The following is a 22,372-nucleotide window of genomic DNA, read 5'->3' as shown; positions in this document are numbered from 1 at the left end:
CGAGGCACGAAGGGGCGCTGAGGAGGCACTGAGGGGCATCTCGGGTATGATGAAAGCATCCAACCTCAGGAGATGGGCGATGGCTGAAGTCAAACATACTGCAATCGAACTGGCCCGTCTGCATGCTGCGGAAGCCCAGGTGGAAATCCAGGCAGCAGCAGTCTCTCCCTCGCGCCGCGCGCAAGAGCTGCGGGCCGAGGCGCAGGCGGCGGCCAATGACTTTCCGGGCCGGGAGCAGGAATTCATGCTGGCTTACGATAATGAACTGGAAGCGCAAATGGCGCAGGCCTCTGTCGAAGCGGCGGCCACTGGCCAAAAGGCGGGCGCCTGGCTGAACATTGCCGGCCTGGGGGCCGCCATCATCGTGGCGGCGGTGCTGCTGTTCTACCTGCTCTGGTAAACAAGTCTAGGCAGCGGGCGCCAGGCGCCCGCTGCTTGCGCTGGCCCTATCCTGAACTATCGGGCACCTATTCTGACCATATTCGGCGCTTGGCCGGCATCTGTCACGCAGGAAGGCTGAAATTCCCCACACCCCCAAACAAAAAAGGCCTACGCTGATTGCGTAAGCCCTTGATATGTCTGGAGGCGCAAGCCGGAATCGAACCGACGTACACGGATTTGCAATCCGCTGCATAACCACTCTGCCATTGCGCCATTTCATCGCCACGATAGACCGCTTACTGAAACCTGGCTTAGCGCCGGTTGGGCTGGGTCGTCATCGTCGTGAAGCTTTAAATATTAACGTGCTCAAGGCTGCCTGTCAAGGGTAGCCGTTTTTGCTGGGGTTGGGCAGGGGGAAGAGGGGGCAGACCTAGTTCTGAAAGTAACTAAGTCATTTATATAAGGTATTCACTCAGGGCGATTTGGCTGCCCTGAGTTTTATCCATGAAACACCATCGGGACAACTGCATTCTACGGTGTGACAATATATCGTTTTATTGTTGGATGCGGCTCTGACGCAGCTTTAATGATTGGCTTGCGGATTGTTGTCTGTAGCTGAGAACTATTGCCGTAGACTTTCTGTTGGTACTCTATGAGCTCCTGCTCGATAGAAGTCCATGCCCAAAAATCTTGCGAGCTATTGTCACGGTGCTGATACATGGCAGATCTCCCGTAGCACATTTAACAACCGTAAACATATCAGACTTTTCTTCATTCTTGAATCTTTGCCCTCATCTTCTTGCGAAATTTAAAAGAAATGCTATTTGTGTCTGTGTATTTCTATACTTTTCATGATGTTTTGCATGAGGGTTTTTCAGGATATCTGCGGCATATGGCGATGTGTTTGAAAGCGGCACTGAGCGGGCCGGGAAAGTGCCGCTGCCGCGCGCTCGGAAGGAAGAATAGGCATGCCAGCTTCCGTAAAGTTCAAAAATTTGTGAGCTTTATGGGGAATTGTAGATGTTTTGACACTTTATAAAATTTCAGTGCGCATTAAGACGGTCTTTAGTGACAAAATTCCTAATATGTTTTTTGAGGGATGTCCCATCCTTCATGGCTAATCAGGATCAGCGCTCATTGTTGTGATGGCTTGTGGCGCGATTGGTTTTTCTAATCAGGATAAAGCACTCTCAGGCCATGCCATTAAACCCTTCAATTGCAGTGAATGCGTGGAATGCCGGGCAGGATACTCTGGATTGTGTTTTCGGATTCACGGTTCAGGAACGGCTATTCCAGATATTGCTATCTGCGCCTTTTTCCTCACTGGTGCCGGTGTCTGCCAGCGAGCACGATGATTCCGGCTGGCGGATAAAAAAATACGAACCCAGTGATTTTCCTTTGCGCGACGAGCCTGAGGATAGCTGGCTGTTATTCCTGACTCGCTCCAAGTGGAGCATGATGAGTCGTGAGGATTTTGTGGTGATTCCCAATGCCGAACTGGTGCTGATGCGCCGCGGCGATGTGGATGCCACCGGGTTTCATGATTTCCGCGGCTGCATGCTGGTGCTGCCCAGCCAGAGCCTGATGACCTATGACCGGATGCTGCTGAAGCGCCAAGCGGGCAAGGTGCGTTTGAAGACCGGCTGGGGCAAGGTGCTGTCGTCCTATATCGACAGTCTGGATCTGCCTTTGCTGGTACAGACAGTGGGAGACGAATCGGCCTGGCTGATGCTGGAACAGCACATCATGGCATTGCTGCGGCGCGCCTTGCTGGGCGGCGCCGAGGCGCGCGGTGTCCAGGGGCAGGAACATGACGCCCAGGAGGCCTTGCGCAGCAAGGGCGAGGTGCTGTTCCAGCGCCTGTGCCACTGGATTTCGGATAATTACGCCAATCCGGATATGTCGTCGGATTTCGTGGCGAATCAGTTTGGTATTTCCTCACGCTATATTCAGAATCTTTTTTCCAAATATGGTGATGGCGTGACATTCGTTTCTTTTGTCCGTGACAGGAGAATCCGGCGGGCTTGGGAAATGCTGACCAGCGTCGAATTCATGCATCACAGTATTTCTGAAATCTGCTGGAATTGCGGGTTTTCTGATCCTGTTTATTTTGGCAAGATTTTCCGCCGTTTTTATGGCGCCACGCCCAGTACGGTGCGCAAGAATAGTTTGCGCGAAGTCGCCGGTTATATTTGAGGAAATAGCGGGCGGCTGGTGGCAATACGGTGGCAATACATTTGTAGCGCCATGCCGGGCTGGAATAAAGAAACATTGCAGCAGTTGCCATGCCCGCCCGCCGCGAACAAAAAGCCAGGTTTTGTGGCCGGGCGGCTGGCCGGATAAAAAAGCAAGCCGCCATGATTTGGCGGCCGCGGCCATAAGCCTGCCTTATTCCCGGGTGCTGGGGCTCCAGAATGCCTGGCGCACGCCATGCACAGCGGCCAGGTGATGCACCAGGGAATCGAGCACTTTGCCATCTACCGAAGTGGATGCCAGCGTGGCCTCGATTTTTACTTCGTCCTGGCCAAAGGGCTCTATCTCCAGTTCCTGTTTCGGGAAATTGCAGCGCGCCAGCTCATCTTTGAGATGCTGCATCACCAGTTTCTGATGCGCGCGATCGACAATGAGTTGCAGCGAATGGGTGACTTCCACGGATTCGGTATCCAGCGGCTGGCGGTTGATGGAATCGACCACCGGGCGCAGCAGGGTGTTGGCCGCCAGGACGAATACCGTGCCCAGAATGGCTTCGATCAATAGATCGGAACCTGCCGCGGCGCCGACGGCTGCGGAACCCCAGAGCGTAGCGGCGGTATTGAGGCCGCGCACATTGCCTTCTTCGCGCATGATGACGCCCGCGCCCAGAAAGCCCACGCCAGAAACCACATAGGCAATGACCCGCACGGCGCCATCGGAGTCATGCAAACGAAAGGCGATATCGACAAAAAGCGCTGCGCCGACAGCGACCAGGACATTGGTGCGCAGGCCGGCGGTGCGCTGCCGGTATTGGCGTTCGATGCCGATGATGCTGCCCAGGATGAAGGCGGCGCTCAGGCTGATGAGGGTATCGAGCAGGGAAGGCAGATTAATGTTGTGAATCGCGTTCATGGGGTCCGTGATTGGCAGGCGTTCAGGGAAGGGCGCGGGGCAGCAAGGCAGCCTGGCGCGATTCTAGTGCTTGCGCATGTTGCGCATGTGTCAATTGCAAGACGGCCGGGCGCCTTGCGGCAAGGCGGTGAGGTCTGTGGTGCCGGCGCTGCCTTGCGGGGGAACGAGAAAACGGTCATTGCCGTTATCCGGGCAGACCAGCTGGCGCAAGGTCGGCAGCAGCGGCGAGGGGTCATTAGCCCGGTAGGCCATGATGAGGTCGATTTCCGGGGCATGGCTTTCGAACTGGCGCACACAGACCGAATGGCCGGCCATGGTGGCGGCATAGGCAGGCAGCAAAGCATAGCCGATACCTGCGCCCACCAAGTTGACGTTGAGCAGGATGTTCGAGGCCTGCTGAACAATGGGGCTGCGGACGCCGTGGCGTTCCAGATAGGTTTCGACCAGGTCAAAGAGCGGTTTGGTAAAGGCCGGATCTGAGGCGATGCGCGGCTCGCCGTCCAGCATTTGCGGCGTGATGCGGCGCATGGCCGATAGAGGATGGCTGGCTGGCAGAAATACCTGCAGGGGTTCGGTATAGACCAGGTGCGTGGTCAGCTCGGCCGATTTCAGGGGCGGGCGCAGAAAGGCGACGTCAATATCGCCGCGCAGCAGCGCCGGTTCCTGTTCGTCGTTGATCAGGCTGTGCAGGCTGATGTTCAAGGTCGGGTAATGCATGCGCAGCTCGGGCAGGATGGACGGAAAAATACGGATCTCTGCCGAAGGCACAAAACAGATCTTTAAGGTTTGTTCCGTGTGCCGCCCGGCGCGGCGCGCACGGGTGACAGCATTGTCAACCTGCATCAGGGCTTGCCGGGCTTCGGTAAGAAATACCTTGCCGACTTCCGTCAACTCCACGCGCCGTTTGGTGCGTTCCAGCAAGGGAAAGCCGATTTCCTCTTCCAGATGAATGATCTGCTGGCTCAGGGAAGGTTGCGAGGTGTGCAGCCGTTGCGCGGCACGAGTGAAATTCAATTCCTCAGCCACGGCAATGAAATATCTTAGATGTCTTAGTTCCATGGCTGTATTAATAGGTTGTACGTCTTAATAGAGATGAAACAACTATTTTACAGAGCGGATGGCATTGCTGACAATTCGGCCTCAAGTGCTGCACAGATCAGCACTGGCAACCATGCAGAACAAGGAGACACAGCATGTCCATTAGCACGCTGCGGGATTTAGAGGCTTTGGTGGATGCGCAGAACGGCCGCGTGACCCCGTCCATCTATACCGATCCCGATATTTATGAACTGGAATTGGAGAGGGTTTTCGGGCGCTGCTGGCTCTTTCTGGCGCATGAAAGTCAGATTCCCAAGGCTGGGGATTTCTTCAATACCTATATGGGTGAAGATCCGATTGTGGTGGTGCGTCAGAAGGACGGTTCCATCAAGGCCTTTCTGAATCAGTGCCGCCACCGTTCCATGCGGGTGAGTTTCGCAGATTCCGGCAATACCCGTGCGTTCACCTGTCCGTATCACGGCTGGTCTTACGGCGTGGATGGCGCGCTGGTGGAAGTCCCGCTGGAGCCTCGCGCCTATCCGCACGGCTTGTGCAAGGAAAAATGGGGCTTGCAGGAAGTGACCCGGATCGAGATCTACAAGGGTCTGATCTTTGGTAACTGGGATGCCAGTGCACCGGGCCTGCGGGAGTACATGGGGGATATCGCCTGGTATCTGGATGGTGTGCTGGATCGCCGCGAAGGCGGCACGGAAATCATCGGCGGCCCGCATAAGTGGGTGATTGACTGCAATTGGAAATTTCCGGCAGAGCAATTTGCCAGCGATCAGTATCACGCGCTCTTCAGCCATGCTTCTGCGGTTCAGGTGCTAGGCGCCAAAAGCGAGGCAGACAAAGCCTTGGGGGCCGGCCAAACGGCACGACCGGTATGGGAAACTGCCAAGGATGCGGTGCAGTTCGGCCAGGACGGGCATGGCTGCGGCTTTTTCTTCACTGAACAGCCGGATGCGAATGTCTGGGTCGATGGCGAAGTGTCGCAATATTTCCGCGATACCTACCCCGAAGCGCTGGCGCGCCTGGGCGAAGTGCGTGCGTTGCGCCTGGCGGGCCACAACAATATGTTCCCGACGCTGTCCTGGCTGAACGGAACGGCGACCTTGCGGGTTTGGCATCCGCGCGGCCCGAACCAGGTGGAAGTCTGGGCTTTCTGTATTGCCGACAAGGCTGCGCCGGAAGAGGTGAAGGCAGCATTCGAGCGCAGCGCGACCCGCGCGTTTGGCCCTGCCGGTTTTCTGGAGCAGGATGACTCCGAAAACTGGGTCGAAGTGCAGAAAGTCTTACGCGGCAAGCGGGCGCGCAATAGCAAGCTGTGCATGGAAATGGGCCTGGGCCGCGAGCGCCTGCGGGAGGATGGCATTCCCGGGGTGACGAACTACATTTTCTCGGAAACGGCTGCGCGTGGCATGTACCGCCGTTGGGCGGACTTGCTGCTGTCGGAGACCTGGGAGGAAGTGCAGGAGCGTACCCGTCAATACACCGAGGAGCTGGTGAAATGAGCGCAGCCGTGGACATCCTGGAGCCAGGCAAAGTGGCCTCGCTGGAATTGCATCATGAACTGGGCCAATTCCTGTACCTCGAAGCGGAATTGCTGGATGACTGGGCGTTTCGCGATTGGCTGGATCTGTTGGCCGAAGATATCGAATACACCATGCGGACGACCGTCAATGCCCAGACGCGCGACCGCCGCCGCAGCGTCCAGCCGCCGACCACCTGGGTATTCAACGACAGCAAGTTTCAGCTGGAACGCCGGATTGCCCGCCTGGAAACCGGCATGGCCTGGGCGGAGGAGCCGCCGTCGCGCACGCGTCACCTGATTACCAATTTGCGGGTGCGCGAGTCGGCGCTGCCGGGTGAGTATGAAGTGCGGCAGAACTTCATACTCTACCGGGCGCAGAAAGAGCGGGACGAAGTGTTCTATGCCGGCATGCGGCAGGACCGCCTGCGGCGTGCCGATAACGCTTCGGGCTGGCTGTTGTGCCGCCGCCATATCACCCTGGATCAAGTGGTGATGACATCCCATAACCTCAGCGTTCTGTTCTGAGCGGCTGGCCGCCGGAATGGGGCAGCCCGCTGGCGCCGTGGCGGCGGCGGGCTGAACAGGGAAGCCAGGCCAATTGGGCGACCGGTCAATAGAGCGGCCGGCCAACAGGCAAGCAGGCCAAGGCCATCCCACAATTTTTTCAAGACGAGATTGATTCATGCCACGTATTGCCGTTTGTCCTGACAACGACTTGCCGGATGGTGAGGCGGTCAAGATAGATTCGCCTGTGAGCGCGATTGCCGTCATTCGCTCTGCCGGTGAGCTGTATGCCGTGACTGACCGTTGCAGCCATGGCAACGCGTCCATGTCGGAAGGTTATGTCGAAGAGGATGGCACCGTGGAATGCCCTTTGCATGCCGCGCGTTTTTGCCTGAAAACCGGTGCTGCGCTGTGTCAGCCGGCCACGGAGCCTTTGATGACCTACCCCGTGATCGTGGAAGCCGGCACGATCTATGTCGATATTCCGGAGACAGCATGATGGGCTGGCTGAATGATGAATCCATTCTGGTCACTGGCGGCGGTTCGGGTTTGGGCTTGGCCCTGGTGCAGCGTTTTCTGGATGAAGGCGCGCGCGTCACCGTGCTGGAACTGAATGCGGAAAAAATTGCGGGCCTGCAAGCGCGTTTCGGCGCGTCGGTGCTGGCGGTACAGGGCAATGTCTGCCGGCTTGCAGATAATCAGCGGGCGGTGGATGCGGCACTGGCGCATTGGGGGCAGCTGGATTGTTTCGTGGGGAATGCGGCTGTCTGGGATCACGGCCTGAGCCTGATGGCCATGACGGGCGCGCAGCTGGAGCAGGGCTTCGATGAGCTGTTTGCCGTCAACCTGAAGGGCTACATGCTGGGGGCCAAGGCGGCAGCGCCGGCATTGCTGGCGTCTGGCGGCAGCATGATCTTCACACTGTCCAATTCGGCTTTTTACCCGGAAGGGGGCGGGCCGCTTTATACCGCGAGCAAGCATGCGGCGGTAGGCCTGATCCGCCAGCTGGCTTTCGAATTGGCGCCCAAGGTGCGCGTCAATGGCGTCGGCCCCTGTGGCATGGCCAGTGATTTGCGCGGCCCGGCAGCGCTGGGGCAGCAGGCCCAGCGGGTTATGGATTCACGCACGCCTGAGGCCATTGCTTCCATCCTGCCGCTGCAATTTTTCCCGCAGGCCGAAGACTTTACCGGCCCGTATGTCTTGCTGGCATCCCGCGCCAATAACCGGGTGCTGAGCGGCGTGACGATACAGGCGGATGCCGGCCTGGGCATCCGGGGCATCCGCCATGTGGCTGGCGGTCTCAATCTGTAGCAGGCGCAATTCCCGGGACCCGTGGCATTCGGTTGGCACGGGGCTGGCACGCATGGTGGTAACCGATGCCCTCAGGGGCCGGATCAAACAAAAGAAAAATATGGAGAGGAGACAGACGCCATGAGCAATACAGGCATCATTATTATTGGCGCGGGCCAGGCTGGCGCCATGACCGCCGCGCAATTACGCCAGCTGGGCGAGACCGGGCGCATTACGCTGATCGGTGACGAGGCGCATGTGCCGTACGAGCGTCCGCCGCTTTCCAAGGACATGCTGTTGCAGCCTGCGCAGACGCGCTGTGCCATCCATCCTGATGATTTCTATCAGCAGCATGACATTACGCTGCGGCTGGGCGTGGCCGTGGCGGAGATAGATCTCCAGGCGCGCACTGTGACGCTGGCAGATGGGGAGGCGCTGCCTTACACCAGGCTGGTACTGGCTACCGGGGCAAGCGCACGGCGCCTGCCCATGCTGGATGCGCTGGGCGCGGGGGTGCATACCTTGCGCACACTGGACGATGCGGCAGCCTTGCAGGGCGTGCTGCAGGCTGGCCGCCGCTTGATACTGGTAGGGGCGGGGGTCATTGGGCTGGAATTGGCATCGACAGCCGTCGATCTGGGCCTGAGGGTTGCGGTGGTGGAGTCAGCCGAATTGCCGATGATGCGTGCAACCCCCAGGCTGCTGGCCGAGTTCCTGTGCGCCACGCATCGTGAGCGCGGCGTAGCCTTGTATATGCGCAGCAGCGTGGTGGCGGCAGCACGCACGGCCACAGGCCTGGCCTTGACGCTCTCTGATGGGACTTGCCTGGAAGGTGATGCCGTGGTGTATGGCATCGGCGTGGTACCGAATACCGGGCTGGCGCAAGCGGCTGGACTGGCGGTGGATAACGGCATTCTGACGGATGCGCAGTGCAGAACCTCCCACCCTGATGTTTATGCGGTGGGTGATGTGGCTGCCTGCCAGGCAGCACCTGGTTTGCCGCCCGTGCGCCGGGAAACCTGGGAAAACGCCAACTGGCAGGCCGAATTGGCCGCGCGAGACATATTGGGCCTGCCCTTGGCGCAGAACATCGTGCCCTGGTACTGGACAGACCAATGCGGCCTCAACATCCAGCTGGCGGGTGATATGAGCGCTGACCGCTGGATCGTACGGGGGGCGCTGGGGGCCGGGCCATGCCTGCTGCTCGGGCTGTCCGGCGCGGAATTGGTGGCGGCCATCACCGTCAATCAGGGCCGGGAGATGCGCGGCGCAAAAGAGTTGATTGCCCGGCGCGCCTGCATCGAACCGGCCGTGCTGGCCGATACCCAGCAGAGTTTGCGCAACCTGAGCCGCGCCCTACCGGCATAGCGTGGAGAGCCTGCGCCAATAGCGCGAGGGGCGGCGAGCGGGGAGCAGCGTGTGAGCCACGGGCGGGCGGCGCGGGGATGCATGGGCATATCCCGGGCTTGATGCCGGGCCCAGACAAACCTCGTGTATCCATTTGCAAACCACTTGTAAATGACTGGCAGACCGCATGCAGGCCACCGCTGATGGCACGCAGGCAACACCGTAAGCCATTTCGCAGGCCGTATTGCAAAGGCCGTATGGCCAACCGCCTGTCCGCTGGCTCTGCCTTTCCCTTGCCTTTCAACGGCGGCTTTTTGCTTGTCCTGAGAAGGGTGGCCGAGCGCGGCACCTCCATGTTGACACACGCTGCATGACGCCATGCCGCGGCCTGGAGGCTGCCGTCACCGGCGCTTGCCTGGTGCCTGGCCAGCAAGGGGGAACGGGCTGGCGCTGGGCAAGGCTGACGCTAGCGCAGTAGCCCTCAAGTTTTTCATAACGATAAACAACCCTTGGAAGAGAGACATTCCTATCATGCAAGCAAGATTGCAATGCCTGTCGCATACGCCGCTGGTCGGGCATGTGGATCCGGCGCCCGACGTGCTGGATGAGGTTCATCGCGCCATTGCCAGGGCGCGGGAGGCCATCGCGGCCTTTGATCCGGAATTGGTCGTGCTGTTTTCACCGGATCACTTCAATGGCTTTTTCTACGACGCCATGCCGCCGTTCTGCATAGGCATGCAAGCGCATGCAATTGGAGATTTTGGCTCGCCTGCTGGACCCTTCGATGTGCCGCAGGCCTTGGCGCGTGACTGCGCGCAGGCGGTGCTGGAGACGGGCGTGGATGTGGCCATGTCCTATGCCATGCAGGTGGATCACGGCTTTTCGCAGCCGCTGGATTATCTGCTGGGTGCCATAGATGCGCGCCCGGTGATTCCCGTGTTTATCAATGCGGTAGCGGCGCCTTTGCCGACTTTTTCCCGAGCGCGCGCGCTGGGCCAGGCCATCGGGCGTTTTGCCAGCCAGACCGGAAAGCGCGTGCTCTTCATCGGTTCCGGCGGCTTGTCGCATCAGCCTCCGGTGCCGGAGCTGGCGACAGCGGATGCGCATATCCGTGACCGTCTGCTGGGCAGCGGCCGCCATCTGCCGCCTGAAGAGCGCGAGGCGCGCCAGCAGCGCGTAATTCAGGCCGCGCTGCGGTTCGTGGAAGACCAGAACAGCCTGCACCCGCTCAATCCCGCCTGGGACCGCGCCTTCATGGCCACGCTGGCGCAAGGCCGTGTGGCGGAGCTGGATCGTTGCAGCAATGCGGAAGTGTCGCGCATTGCCGGGAAATCCGCTCATGAAGTGAAGACCTGGGCGGCGGCGTTTGCGGCGCTGTCGGCCTATGGCAACTATGAAGTGCTGGATTCCTACTACCGGCCGATTCCCGAATGGATTGCCGGATTTGGCGCCATGAGCGCGCGTTCGCTGGCCGGCTGAACACCTGGCCCGTCATTCTTCACTGATAAGGAGTACCGACCATGATGGCTTCTTCTACCAGCTATACCGAAGCATCCAGCAGCCGTTTTGCACGCATTCAGGACGAGGGCAATGCGCTGCAGATTCACTACAACGATATCGGCCAGGGCGGAGAGACCGTGGTCATGCTGCACGGCTCGGGGCCAGGGCGACCGGCTGGGCCAATTTCAGCCGGAATATCAGCCCGCTGGTGTTGGCAGGCTATCGCGTCATTCTGATGGATTGCCCAGGCTGGGGCAAAAGCGATTCCGTGGTCTGTACGGGCTCGCGTTCAGACCTCAATGCCCGGGTGCTGGACCGTTTGCTGGAATCGCTGGGCCTGGAACAGGTGCACATTCTGGGAAATTCCATGGGCGGGCATAGCGCTGTGGCGCTGGCGCTGCAACAACCGCAGCGTGTCGGCAAGCTGGTGCTGATGGGCGGAGGCACGGGCGGCATCAGTTCCTTTGTGCCCATGCCCGCCGAGGGGATCAAGCTGTTGCAGGGCCTGTACCGCGAACCAACCCTGGATAACCTCAAAAAAATGATGGCGGTGTTTGTATTCGATCCCAGTGACCTGACCGAAGAACTGTTTCAGCAGCGGCTGGACAACATGCTGCAGCGGCGCGACCACCTTGAAAACTTTGTGGCCAGTCTCGATGCCAACCCCCGCCAGTTCCCGGATTTCGGTTCACGCCTGGCGGAAATACGCTCACGCACCCTGATTGTGTGGGGACGCAACGACCGCTTCGTGCCGCTGGATACTGGATTGCGCCTGGTCGCTGGCATCGCGCAATCAGAATTGCATATTTTCAATCAATGCGGCCATTGGGCTCAGTGGGAGCATGCCTGGCGGTTCAACCGCCTGGTGCTGGATTTCCTGCGTGACTGACAGGTTTTTTGCTGTGCCATTCCATAACAACCCGCAGAAGCGGGAAGGAGACAAACCTTGAATCAACAACAATTGCGGATTTACCGCAACCCCAAGCTCGGCCAGTTGGTCCGCAGCCGCCAGCGGCTGGCATGGTCATTGACGCTGCTGGTTCTGGGCAGCTTTTTTTGTTATCTGATGGCGGGCATCTTGCGGCCGCATTGGCTGGCCGTGCCGCTTTACGAAGGCACGCTGCTGAGTGTAGGCGGCCTGCTGGGCGCCGCCATTATCGTCATGGCCTGGTTGGCGACGGGCGTTTATGCCTGGTTCGCCAATACCCGGTTCGACCGCCTGAGCCAGGAAATCCTGCAGGAGTCCGCGCAATGAAACCGGTTCAATGGATGCAGGGCGCCGCTTTGCCGGCCATGTTGCTCCCGGCCAGCGCCATGGCGGCGCCTGGCGGCACGGGCCCAAATGCTTCGGCCATTGCGATCTTTCTGGCTTTTGTTGGGGTCACCTTGCTGATTACTTGGTGGGCGGCGCGCCGCACCAGCAGCGCATCGGATTTCTATACGGCGGGGGGCGGGCTATCCGGTTTCCAGAATGGCCTGGCCATTGCCGGGGACTATATGTCGGCCGCAACCTTGCTGGGCATTTCCAGTATTGCCTATTTCCGCGGCTATGATGCACTGCCGTTTGCGGTCGGATTTTTCATCGGCTGGCCTATCGTGTTGTTTCTGCTGGCCGAGCGCCTGCGCAATCTGGGGCGCTTTACCGTGGCGGATATTATTTCCTACCGCCTGGATGAAACGCGTATGCGCATCCTGACTGCGCTGGGTTCGCTGACGGTCGTGCTGTTCTATATGATTGTGCAGGTCGTCGGAGCAGGGCAGTTGATCCAACTGCTGTTCGGGCTGGACTACAAATACGCGGTGTTCATTGTGGGCGCGCTGATGGTGGTTTATGTCATGTTCGGCGGCATGATTGCAACCAGCTGGGTGCAGATCATCAAGGCGACCTTGCTGCTGGCAGGCGGCACCGTCATGCTGTTGCTCACCATGAGCCACTTTGACTTCAGCCTGGGCCAAATGCTGCGGGCTGTCGTGGCGAGCAGCAAACAGGGCGTGGCCATTCTGGAGCCGGGCCGCATGTTGTCCGACCCGATATCCACGATTTCGCTGTCGCTGGGCATGATGTTCGGGATAGCCGGGCTGCCGCATATCCTGATGCGCTTCTTTACCGTTACCAATGCCAGGGAAGCGCGGCGCTCGGTGTTCTATGCCACGGGTTTTGTCGGCTATTTCTTCCTGATTGTTGTGGTGATGGGTCTGGCGGCCATTGTGATTGTGGGCAGCAACCCTAGCTACTTTGTCGATGGCAATCTTTCAGGGGCGTTACGGGGCGGCAGCAATATGGTCATCATGCACCTGGCCAATGCCGTGGGCGGCAATTTGTTGCTGGGCTTTATGTCTGCCGTAGCCTTTGCAACCATTCTGGCTGTGGTGTCGGGGCTGGCGCTGGCAGGCGCGTCCGCGATTTCGCATGATTTGTATGCCATGGTGTTGCACCGGGGAAAGGCGGATGAGCGCCGGGAAATACGGGTGTCGAAAGTGGCTACGCTCTGCATCGGCCTGGCGGCGATTGTGCTGGGGCTGGTCTTTGAAAACATCAATGTCGCCTTCATGACGGCGCTGGCGTTTGGGGTGGCGGCTTCTTCCAACTTTCCCGTGCTGATCCTGGCCATGAGTTGGAAAGGATTGACGACGCGTGGTGCCTTGTGGGGGGGATTGACCGGGCTGGTGGTGGCCGTTGTCCTGGTTGTGCTGTCCCCTGCTGTGTGGCAAAGCGTGCTGGGTTATCCGGCGGCGATTTTTCCTTACGAACATCCCGCGCTGTTTTCCATGCCTCTGGCATTCCTGGTGTGCTACGGCGTGTCCCGGCTGGATCGCAGCGCGGGCATCGCTCGCGAACGCGCAGGGTTTGACCGCCAGTTCATTCAGGCACAGACCGGCCTGGGCATCAATGAGGCCGTCCGTCATTAGGATCGCTGTTCGCGCTGGCCGTTGATCCAAGGGAACGCAGCGCCCTCAGACGCGCAGAAGGGCAAGCCAGCCGGCTGCGGAAATTGCGCATCCGGCTGGTTTATTTTGTGCCGAGGTACCGCGGGGTCACCGGGCTGCTGTGGTGCAGCAGAAGGCGCTGTGCCAGGCTGCCGCAGCGCAAATCATACGGTGCAAGGGCTGCATGGCAGGGCGGGGAATGCTTAGATAAGATGTATGATGAATACACTTTTATGGTCAGCTGGCATCAGCCTGGGCCGCCCGATTGATTCACGAATTGCCGGCAGAAAATCTGGAGAAAAAGATGGACGCGCTGCGTTGCTACAAGACCTTGCCTGTCTGGGATGCCCAAGGCTTGCCCGAGGCCTTTCAGCGGAATCACAATACCAAGGCCGGGACGTGGGCGCGCTTGACGATATTGAGCGGCACGCTGGACTTCGCGCTGACCGACGAGCAGGGCGCCGTGCTGCGCACGCTGCATTGTTCCGTGGCGCAGCAGCCGCCGCTGATCGAACCGCAGCAGTGGCACCGGATCGCGGGTTTCAGCCCGGATGTGCAGTGCCAATTGGCCTTTTTGTGCGAGCCTGCCGAATACCTGTCAAAAAAGTACCGGCTGACGCCTACCCATTCCGAAGTGCTGGCTGCCGAGCGTTATCTGCCTGCCGGTGTTTGCCGGGTGCTGGATCTCGGTTGCGGCAAAGGGCGCAATGCGCTGTATTTGGGGATGCAAGGCCATGATGTCGCGGCATGGGACAAGGATGTCGCCGGTCTGGATCAATTGCGCGAGATGGCGCAGCAGGAGTCGTGCCCGAATGTCGTGACGCAGCAGGTGGATCTGGGCGCCGCTGATCTGGCCTTGGGCGGGCCGTATGACTTTATTTTATCTACGGTGGTGATGATGTTTCTGCCATCCGGGGCAGTGGTGCCGCTAGTGCGGCGCATGCAGGCGGCAACCGCGCCGGGCGGTCTGAATTTGATTGTGGCCGCGATGGATACACCGGATTGCCCGTGTCCCGTGCCTTTCCCGTTTACCTTCAAACCTGGCGAATTAAGCGGTTTATATGGTGGCGGCGATAGTCATGACGCTGATTGCGCCGCCTGGGAAATTCTGAAATCGAATGAAGAGATGGGGACCCTGCACCGCAAGGATGAGCAGGGCAAACGGATTCAGCTGCGTTTTGCCACTTTGCTGGCGCGCCGTCTCCCGGTGTAGGCAGAAACAGCGCGCCCGGCCCCAGCGGGGCCGGGGAGCGTCTTAGGCTTAGTTATCCGAAGCGCGGCCCGAGGGGCGCACGGAAATGGTGTAGCGGCTGTCACGCGAAGTGCTGCCGAATTGGCCGGCATGAATCTGATAACGGCCGGGTTCCAGCGTGGCGGTGATCTGGGCGTCCAGGTTGCCGCCGCTGTCATCATCTTCGGTAATCAGAATGCCATCCTGGAACAGCCAGAGATAGGTATCCAGCGTGGGCGACTTCATGTCGATCACATAGGTGCCGGCCCGGCTGACAGTGAACTCATACGTGTCATGATCCAGCCCGCCGATAAGCACGCTCGGGCGAGGCTCGCCCACGTTCAGCGTGCCGCCGCCCGCATTGGCAGGCACGGCCTGGCTGCGGCTATCCAGGACGAACAGGCCGCTCTGGCTGCCGCCGTCCACACCGACGGTGTAGTCGCCCGCGGGCAGGATGGTACGGATGCGTTTGCGGCCCGAATCGTTGTTGGACAGCATGGTATTGGGGCCGGTCAGGCTTAGGCTGCCGTCAAAGCTCTGGGTATTCAGTTCCAGCGTGATCAATGCCGGTGCTTCCAGCGTCAGCGGATATTGCAGCATTTGGCCGGTGTAGAGGCCGCTGGCCGGTTTGCCGTTGAGCGTCAGGGGCGTGCCGTCGGGCATGCGGTTGTCGTCCAGGCGGCTCAATTGCTTGATTTCCAGGTCAAAGCTGCCCTGGAAGGCGCTGGTGCCCATGGCGGAGTCGGCGCGCAAGGTGTAGGTGCCGGTCGCCAGAGGAATCTGGATGCGCGCATCCAGATTGTTGCCGCCGTCATCATCGCTGGCCAGTTCCATGCCATTGCTATCCAGCAAGGTCAGGTAGGGATCCAGTTCGCTTTGCGTGGCGATCATGTCGATGCGGTACAGGCCGTCAGTGTCGATTTGCAGGGTGTAGTCCTGCGACTGGCCGGTACCCCAATCGGAAATGCGCTGGTCGCCGGTCAGCGGCGCGCCGGAGTAGGCATCCTGGATGTCTGCCGACAGACGGAACGGGCCATAGGAACGGGCATCCGTGCCGCTCACGGCGATCAGGTAAGCGCCGCCGTCCGTGGCTTTGAACGTCAGGGTGGTTTCGTTCGCGTTGCGCCGCCCGCAACTGTCGCAATCATCCTGGCTGCGCGAGATTAATTGCCCGTCCTGATAGACGCTGATCTGCGAACGCAGGGCGCCATTCGTCGTCAATTTGACGATTTTTCCCTTGGCTGCATCCAGCGTGAACAGCGTGCTGCGCACGCCGCTGTTGTAGTTCAGCAAACTGGTGCTGGTCAGCTCGCCGTTAGCGTTTTGCCCAGGCACCAGCGGGGTGGTCTGCGGGGCGGAAACGCCAGGCGCATGGCTGACAGTGAAGAATACTGCGGCACCTGCCACGACTGCGCCGGCAACAGCGGCAAGCGGGGTAGAGAGATTCATAGGGTACAAGCCTTATCAATGCAAACCAAATAGGAGACAGCCCGCGCTTGCCGAACTGACGGCAAACGCCTCCCTGGCGGGAGAGCGGGCTAGCTTGCCGGAGGTTATACCGCGCAATGCATGGCGGTGCAGCACAGGGTTTCCTATGCTAACCATTTAGTGGAAATTTCATCTAGTGGAAGAATGATTTAATTTCTTCCATCCTCTTGCTATTTTCATAATTTTCGACTCAATTTGAGTCAAATTTGTTTTTGTGTTTCAATAAAAGCGTCTGGCCTCTGGCCATTCTTCCGGCTGCCGCATACCAAAGCTGTGTGCGGCCGCTAGCGTCTTTCGGAGTCCCGTTCGTGTTTGGACGGGCTCTGCATGCCGGGCTGTTGCTGCTCTCAGGCAGTGCCAGCCTTCCGTCCACTTCGGGCGGAACCAGGTTGGGCTGGCCACGCGCCGCGCCCAATCGGGGTGATTATCCGAACAAATGTTCAGGTCCTGGTGAGTCATCACACTGGCCTTGGCCGCGCATTTGTTCGTCCATCAACGACATGAGAAAAGAGGAGCAATCCATGACGATGCGCATTGGCATTATTGGCGCCGGTCCTAGTGGGCTGGCACAACTACGCGCTTTCGAGTCCGTTTTTGAACAGGTGTCCGAGCCTATCGAACTTGTATGTTTCGAAAAGCAGGACAACTGGGGCGGCTTGTGGAATTACACCTGGAGGACGGGTCTGGATGAATACGGGGAACCGGTGCATGGCAGCATGTACCGCTATCTCTGGTCTAACGGACCCAAAGAAGCCCTGGAATTCGCAGACTATTCCTTTGACGAACACTTCGGCCGGCCGATTCCGTCCTATCCGCCACGCGAAGTCCTGTTCGATTACATCCAGGGGCGCATGCGCCGCAACAACCTGCGTCAATACATCCGTTTCCGCACGGTTGCGCGCTGGGTCGAGTTCGACGACGAGCAGAAAATCTTCCGGGTGACGGTCGAGAACCTGGAAAAACAGGAAACCTATACGTCGGAGTTCGACTATCTGGTGATCGCCTGCGGGCATTTCTCGACACCCAATGTGCCGCATTTCGAAGGCCTGGAGCAATTTCCAGGTACTGTGATGCACGCCCATGACTTTCGTGGCGCCGATCAATTCGTCGGCAAGGATCTGCTGCTGGTAGGGGGCAGTTACTCGGCGGAGGATATAGGCGTGCAGTGCCACAAGCATGGCGCGGCATCTGTCACCATCAGCTACCGCAGCCATCCGCATGGCTTCAACTGGCCGGACGGAATCAGTGAGTTGCCTTTGCTGCTGCGATTCGACGGTGAAATTGCCTATTTTGCTGACGGATCTTCCCGGCGCTTCGATGCTGTGATCTTATGCACGGGTTACCAGCACAAATTTCCGTTCCTGGCGGACAACCTGCGTTTGTCAACCCATAACTGCCTGTATCCGGCGGGCTTGTACAAAGGCGTGGTCTGGATCGAGCAGCCGCAGCTTTTCTACCTCGGCATGCAGGATCAGTACTACACCTTCAACATGTTCGACGCCCAGGCCTGGTTTGCCCGCGATGTCATGCTGGGGCGTATCGCCGCACCGGTGAAACAAGGCATGCTGGCGGATAGCAAGAGGTGGCTGGCACGCGAAGCCGAAGTGAAAGATAGCTTCGATGCTGTGGATTTCCAGACGGCCTATGTCCGGGATCTGATGGATCGTACCGACTATCCTGGCTTCGAGGCAGAACAGGTGGCTGTCTTGCTCAAGCGCTGGCTGCGCGACAAGCAGAAAGACATTCTGGGCTACCGCGATCAGAGCTATGTGTCAGTCGTGACCGGCACCAAGGCGCCGGCGCACCATACGCCATGGATGGAAGAACTGGATGACAGCATGGAACGTTTTCTTTTAACTGAAATAGAAGAAAACTCGCAAATTTAGACTAGAATTGCATCCAATCGTGACATAGTTTGTTGCCGTCCCTTGCAGGTGTCATACGGGGCGGCATTTTTTATATGTTTCGATATGAATGCATGTCATTTACGTTTTCTTGCGTGCGGCAAATGCCGCAACCAGGATGCCAGGGAGTACAGGAATGCTGGTCGGAATTTGGTCTTGGTTGTTGGGGTTGCTCATCATGCTGGTGTTGCCCATTGTGTTGGGCGAATGGCTTTGGCGACGTTTTTTGGATAATCGTTCCGATTTCGACCGCAAGCCTGGCATCCTGCCTTTTGCTTTGTTATTTGGTCTCATCGGGCCGCCTGTCGGCATGGCCGTCTTCTTATTGACGGCGTCCTGGCTGGAGCGGGATATGCCAGGTTCCCGGCCTGCTGCTGCTGACATGCTGATCATGCTGTTCTTCTTCTCATACATAGCGGGCGGCGTGCCGGCCTTGATAGGCGGCGGCATCATGGGCGCTTTGCGCAAACGCATGCAAGGCTGGACTGGCGTGCTGGGAGCGCTGGTGCTGGGTGGCGTGCTGGCGCTGGTCTGCTTTAGCCTGGGCGGCCGGCTGGGCGGCGACGCGCAGCAGGCATGGCGAGTCATTTTGTCTGGCGCCTTGGGTGGCGCTGCCGCAGCGTCAATTGCCTACGGAGCCTGGCGGCGAGCTCAGGATAACTGACTGACCCGGCTCAGGATGGACGGGCAAGGGGAGTATCCTGTACCCATCAGGACGCATGCTGATTTTCATTTGAAATTAAATTCCATATTATTTTCAATTGATTGATTTTCCCCGTGTTTTTGATACCATGAGCCTACCCCGTAAGTGACGACAGGAGGCGATCATGCCGGCAACACCCCGTGCCATGCCAGACGCAGCATTGGTTCTGACCAAGGCCACGCTGCGCGCCGCCGATCAGCTCGGGCTGAATCATTCCGAACTGGCCTTGGTTATCGGGGTCAGTGAGCCAACCGTATCGCGCCTCAAAGGGCAAGGCCGGACCATCAGCCCGGACACGAAAGAGGGCGAGCTGGCATTGATGCTGATCCGGGTCTTCAGGTCTCTGGATCCCCTGGTGGGTGGGGATGCCCACAAGCGCAAGCGGTGGATGGAAAGTCACAATGATGCTTTGCAAGGCATCCCTAGCCAGCTCGTGCGCAAGGTCGATGGCTTGGTCAGGACGCTGGCCTACCTGGATGGCATGCGGGCGGCCACATGAGCGGCCACATGAGCTGCAGCTGGCAGCAAGAATGGCTTGCAGCGCATAGCGGCAACCTGGCCATGGAGAATGCCTGGCGCGGGGTGGAAACCCAATATATTGCGGCTTCCATGAAGCTGGTGGATTCGCTGGAAGAGCAGGATCTGCTGGAAGCCTTGCTGGAAGGGAATAAGCCCCCGCCCCAGGGGCAGGCAAACAGGCAGCATTATTTACTGCTCAGCCCCTTCCGTTATTTTCCTCAGCACGAGTCGCGTTTTCGCCCTGCGCAACGCAGCGGCCTATGGTATGGCGCGGCTACGCTGGATGGCGCCTGTTCTGAAGTGGCTTACTGGCGCCTGCGTTTTCTGCGTGACAGCACGGGTTTGGCCGTGGATGGCGAGCTGATTACCGAACATACCTTTTTTCAGGCTTCGGTAAATGGGCGGGCCATTAATCTGATGGCGGAACCGTGGTCTAAGTTGTCACACCTCTGGAAACACTCATCGGACTACCGCCAGACCCAGGCCTTGGCCGAAGCGGCGCGACAGGCCTCCATAGACTGGATTCAATATGAATCCGTGCGCGCGCCATGCTGCGCATTGGCCGCTGTCCTCACCCCTGCCGCTGTGCGCGCCGCGCCAGCAAAGCTGGAACGTTCCAAGCAGGAATGGGTATGCAAGACAACCCGCCATGGCGTCATGATGATCAGAAAGAACGGCATGGGGCGCTTTGAGTGGCGTGAAACAGACTTTGTTATGGCTGGGGGCAGCGCTGTTTGAGTCCGGCATGAGGGGCCGCAGAAGAAAAATAGCCAGGAGTTTCTCAAGGTAGGCGCATGCTGCCGCGGCACCTGAATCACGGACCCCCTTACCCGATGCGTGTAAAAAACAGAAAAATTTGAAATAAGGTTTACACTCTGCACCTATCTTTCGGGCGCCTTTGCGGATGGAGATGCAGGAGGTCTGTAGGCCTGATGAACAAGATTCAGGATTCAGGCCGGCTCAGCCATATCAGCGAGAGCAAGGGCAATGCGGACCCGCTTGAGCGGGTGGGCTGGGCGCTGGCCGATTCTGGCACCAGCCGCCGCTTTGCTGCGTGTTATGACCTCATGAGTGATGGATCATAGATGTTGAGTGTTTTCTTGCGTTACGCCGCAGTGGGTGTTGCCAATACTGCATTGCACTGGGCCGTGTTTTTTCTGTTTTTCAGTTTGGGCGGACTGCCGCAGTCATGGTCCAATTTTCTTGCTTTTATTGGCGCTGCCACATTTTCTTTTTTTATCAACGCCAGGTTTACGTTCAAGGCTGCATCCACCCGGCGCCGCTATCTCTTGTTTGTCGGTTTCATGGCGTTAATGAGCTATGCATTCGGCTATGTTGGCGATGTGCTGGAAGGGCCGGCAGTGGTGGTGCTGGCGCTATTCTCGGGATTTAGCCTGGTGGTAGGGTTTTTGTATTCACGCTTTGTAGTCTTTCGCTAGGGTTCATCAAATGAAAATTTCTTTGGTTGTGCCTGTCTTCAATGAAGAAGAAGCGGTGCCCTTGTTCTATCAGGCTGTTAGGACAAATCAAGCATTGGCAGACTGGCAAGTAGAGATGGTGTTCGTCAATGACGGCAGCCGGGATGCGACAGAATCCATGGTGGCGGCGTTAGCGATCAGTGACCCGCTGGTGTCGCTGGTGAGTTTTACGCGTAATTTCGGTAAAGAAGCGGCCTTGTTCGCCGGTCTGGAACATGCCACAGGCGACGCGGTGATTCCCATAGATGTGGACCTTCAGGACCCTATCGAGGTCATACCGGTCTTGGTGGAAAAATGGCTGGCAGGGGCCGACATGGTTCTGGCCAAACGAATGGATAGGTCCAGCGACGGCTTCTTGAAGCGCAAAACGGCCGAATGGTTCTACCGTTTGCACAATAAAATCAGCCATCCAAAAATCGAAGAAAACGTTGGGGATTTCCGCCTGATGTCCCGTTCCCTGGTGGAGCAAATTATTCTTTTGCCTGAACGTAACCTGTTCATGAAAGGGATTCTGTCCTGGATTGGCGGGACAGTGGATGTTGTGGAGTACGCGCGAGCGCCCAGGACGGCAGGCCAAAGCAAATTCAATGGCTGGAAGTTATGGAACTTGGGCCTGGAAGGTCTGACGAGTTTTTCGACCTTGCCAATTCGCTTCTGGACCTATCTCGGGCTGTGTGTCGCCGGCGGCGCATTTTTTTATGGGTGCTGGAGCATCATCAATAAGCTGTTTTTGGACGATTCAGTGCCGGGGTATTCATCTCTGATCGTCTCGATTCTTTTCCTGGGGGGCGTGCAATTGATTGGCATCGGTTTGCTGGGAGAGTATGTGGGACGTATTTATGTTGAGGTCAAAAGACGACCCCGGTACGTTTTGAAGAAAAAGCTGTAACGGTGGTTGAAAGGGCTGCTTCCCGCGAGGAAGGGTTCCAGGCGCACAGACAAAAAATGGGAATGGATATGAAGGCGGGGCGCGGCGCGTGGGTGGCTTGTGCCATCGTTTTTTGTATGGTCTTGTATCTGGCATGGTTGGTGCCGCTGCATTCGGACGATTTCAGTTACCACAATATGGGTTTGACGTGGATGAACCACGTCATGCATTACACGCATTGGAGCGGCCGTTTCCTGGCTGACTATATCAGTGCGGGGATCCTGTATCTGGATAGTTCATGGTGCACTGCTGCCTTGAAGGCCGGCGCGCTGGTGGCTGCGATCTATATGATTTCGCGTATGCCGGCCATCTGGCTGGGCACTCAGCCTAAAACCGAGTTGTTTGTTTTTTTGCTGGCTTTGTATTTGAGCGGCAATCTGATCCTGGGCCAGACTGTCCTTTGGACGGTGGGGGCGGCTAACTATCTCTTTCCGGTTTTCTTTGCAGTGCTTTATCTGTTCCTATTCAGCCTGTATTGCAACCGGCCGGCGCAG

General features: G+C 58.3%; 21 protein-coding genes, 1 tRNA gene and 1 pseudogene. 19 read left to right on the top strand and 4 right to left on the bottom strand.

Features of this window, described 5'->3' with window-relative positions; genetic code table 11:
* The first annotated feature begins 79 nt into the window (after positions 1-79).
* Positions 80-400 (top strand): hypothetical protein, encoded by a 321-nt coding sequence (locus ACTJGZ_RS09340; protein ID WP_441662659.1) that lies wholly within the window; start codon positions 80-82, stop codon positions 398-400.
* Positions 401-580: 180 nt separating this feature from the next.
* Here the strand turns inward: ACTJGZ_RS09340 and ACTJGZ_RS09335 are convergent.
* Positions 581-654, bottom strand: a tRNA-Cys gene (locus tag ACTJGZ_RS09335).
* Positions 655-1,602: 948 nt separating this feature from the next.
* Here ACTJGZ_RS09335 and ACTJGZ_RS09330 point away from each other — a divergent pair.
* Entirely contained in the window at positions 1,603-2,577 is a 975-nt protein-coding gene (locus ACTJGZ_RS09330; protein WP_441662658.1) for a helix-turn-helix domain-containing protein, read from the top strand.
* A 192-nt stretch (positions 2,578-2,769) separates the two neighbouring features.
* Here ACTJGZ_RS09330 and ACTJGZ_RS09325 read toward each other — a convergent pair whose 3' ends face one another.
* Complete coding sequence (locus ACTJGZ_RS09325) at positions 2,770-3,486, bottom strand: MgtC/SapB family protein (protein ID WP_441662657.1); 717 nt, start codon at positions 3,484-3,486, stop codon at positions 2,770-2,772.
* Positions 3,487-3,576: 90 nt separating this feature from the next.
* A complete protein-coding gene (locus ACTJGZ_RS09320; protein WP_441662656.1) occupies positions 3,577-4,545 on the bottom strand; it encodes a LysR substrate-binding domain-containing protein in 969 nt (322 codons plus the stop codon).
* 134 nt (positions 4,546-4,679) lie between these two features.
* Here ACTJGZ_RS09320 and hcaE point away from each other — a divergent pair, with 134 nt between their 5' ends.
* From hcaE to tehB, 10 genes and pseudogenes are all read left to right on the top strand, one after another.
* Positions 4,680-6,038 (top strand): 3-phenylpropionate/cinnamic acid dioxygenase subunit alpha, encoded by a 1,359-nt coding sequence (gene hcaE / locus ACTJGZ_RS09315; RefSeq protein ID WP_441662655.1) that lies wholly within the window; start codon positions 4,680-4,682, stop codon positions 6,036-6,038.
* Positions 6,035-6,583 carry a 3-phenylpropionate/cinnamic acid dioxygenase subunit beta gene (gene hcaF / locus ACTJGZ_RS09310; RefSeq protein WP_441662654.1) on the top strand — a complete coding sequence of 183 codons (549 nt, stop codon included), beginning with the start codon at positions 6,035-6,037 and terminating at the stop codon, positions 6,581-6,583. The genes hcaE and hcaF overlap by 4 nt, the downstream gene beginning before the upstream one ends.
* Before the next feature lie 157 nt (positions 6,584-6,740).
* Complete coding sequence (gene hcaC / locus ACTJGZ_RS09305) at positions 6,741-7,061, top strand: 3-phenylpropionate/cinnamic acid dioxygenase ferredoxin subunit (RefSeq protein WP_441662653.1); 321 nt, start codon at positions 6,741-6,743, stop codon at positions 7,059-7,061.
* The gene (hcaB, locus tag ACTJGZ_RS09300) at positions 7,058-7,873 is read left to right on the top strand and encodes a 3-phenylpropionate-dihydrodiol/cinnamic acid-dihydrodiol dehydrogenase (RefSeq protein ID WP_441662652.1); all 816 of its coding nucleotides are present in this window, start codon (positions 7,058-7,060) and stop codon (positions 7,871-7,873) included. Before hcaC ends, hcaB begins: the two co-directional genes overlap by 4 nt.
* A 120-nt stretch (positions 7,874-7,993) precedes the next feature.
* Positions 7,994-9,220: a 3-phenylpropionate/cinnamic acid dioxygenase ferredoxin--NAD(+) reductase subunit gene (hcaD, locus tag ACTJGZ_RS09295; protein ID WP_441662651.1), complete on the top strand. Its 1,227-nt coding sequence runs from the start codon at positions 7,994-7,996 to the stop codon at positions 9,218-9,220.
* Positions 9,221-9,730: 510 nt separating this feature from the next.
* Complete coding sequence (locus tag ACTJGZ_RS09290; protein WP_441662650.1) at positions 9,731-10,678, top strand: 3-carboxyethylcatechol 2,3-dioxygenase; 948 nt, start codon at positions 9,731-9,733, stop codon at positions 10,676-10,678.
* A 44-nt stretch (positions 10,679-10,722) separates the two neighbouring features.
* A pseudogene (locus tag ACTJGZ_RS09285) lies at positions 10,723-11,588 on the top strand (alpha/beta fold hydrolase).
* A 57-nt stretch (positions 11,589-11,645) separates the two neighbouring features.
* The gene (locus ACTJGZ_RS09280; protein WP_441662649.1) at positions 11,646-11,954 is read left to right on the top strand and encodes a DUF485 domain-containing protein; all 309 of its coding nucleotides are present in this window, start codon (positions 11,646-11,648) and stop codon (positions 11,952-11,954) included.
* Entirely contained in the window at positions 11,951-13,609 is a 1,659-nt protein-coding gene (gene actP, locus ACTJGZ_RS09275) for a cation/acetate symporter ActP (protein ID WP_441662648.1), read from the top strand. Before ACTJGZ_RS09280 ends, actP begins: the two co-directional genes overlap by 4 nt.
* Before the next feature lie 322 nt (positions 13,610-13,931).
* A complete protein-coding gene (gene tehB, locus ACTJGZ_RS09270; protein WP_441662647.1) occupies positions 13,932-14,840 on the top strand; it encodes an SAM-dependent methyltransferase TehB in 909 nt (302 codons plus the stop codon).
* A gap of 48 nt (positions 14,841-14,888) precedes the next feature.
* Here tehB and ACTJGZ_RS09265 read toward each other — a convergent pair whose 3' ends face one another.
* Entirely contained in the window at positions 14,889-16,307 is a 1,419-nt protein-coding gene (locus ACTJGZ_RS09265) for a hypothetical protein (protein ID WP_441662646.1), read from the bottom strand.
* Between the two features lie 560 nt (positions 16,308-16,867).
* On the opposite strand from ACTJGZ_RS09265, the gene ACTJGZ_RS09260 reads away from it, so the two are divergent.
* From ACTJGZ_RS09260 to ACTJGZ_RS09230, 7 genes are all read left to right on the top strand, one after another.
* The gene (locus ACTJGZ_RS09260) at positions 16,868-18,232 is read left to right on the top strand and encodes an NAD(P)-binding domain-containing protein (protein ID WP_441662645.1); all 1,365 of its coding nucleotides are present in this window, start codon (positions 16,868-16,870) and stop codon (positions 18,230-18,232) included.
* A gap of 154 nt (positions 18,233-18,386) precedes the next feature.
* A complete protein-coding gene (locus tag ACTJGZ_RS09255; RefSeq protein ID WP_441662644.1) occupies positions 18,387-18,914 on the top strand; it encodes a hypothetical protein in 528 nt (175 codons plus the stop codon).
* A gap of 163 nt (positions 18,915-19,077) precedes the next feature.
* Complete coding sequence (locus tag ACTJGZ_RS09250; RefSeq protein WP_441662643.1) at positions 19,078-19,452, top strand: antitoxin Xre-like helix-turn-helix domain-containing protein; 375 nt, start codon at positions 19,078-19,080, stop codon at positions 19,450-19,452.
* Between the two features lie 8 nt (positions 19,453-19,460).
* Positions 19,461-20,210 carry an RES family NAD+ phosphorylase gene (locus tag ACTJGZ_RS09245; RefSeq protein ID WP_441662642.1) on the top strand — a complete coding sequence of 250 codons (750 nt, stop codon included), beginning with the start codon at positions 19,461-19,463 and terminating at the stop codon, positions 20,208-20,210.
* A gap of 347 nt (positions 20,211-20,557) precedes the next feature.
* A complete protein-coding gene (locus tag ACTJGZ_RS09240) occupies positions 20,558-20,911 on the top strand; it encodes a GtrA family protein (RefSeq protein ID WP_441662641.1) in 354 nt (117 codons plus the stop codon).
* 10 nt (positions 20,912-20,921) lie between these two features.
* Positions 20,922-21,839 (top strand): glycosyltransferase family 2 protein, encoded by a 918-nt coding sequence (locus ACTJGZ_RS09235; protein WP_441662640.1) that lies wholly within the window; start codon positions 20,922-20,924, stop codon positions 21,837-21,839.
* Positions 21,840-21,841: 2 nt separating this feature from the next.
* Positions 21,842-22,372, top strand: a 531-nt coding sequence (locus ACTJGZ_RS09230) for a DUF6056 family protein (RefSeq protein WP_441662639.1), incomplete at its 3' end; no start/stop codon positions are given.

The sequence above is a fragment of the Kerstersia sp. genome (assembly GCF_052103615.1).
Classification (GTDB): domain Bacteria; phylum Pseudomonadota; class Gammaproteobacteria; order Burkholderiales; family Burkholderiaceae_B; genus Kerstersia.
This window is presented reverse-complemented; position numbering and strand designations above follow the sequence as displayed.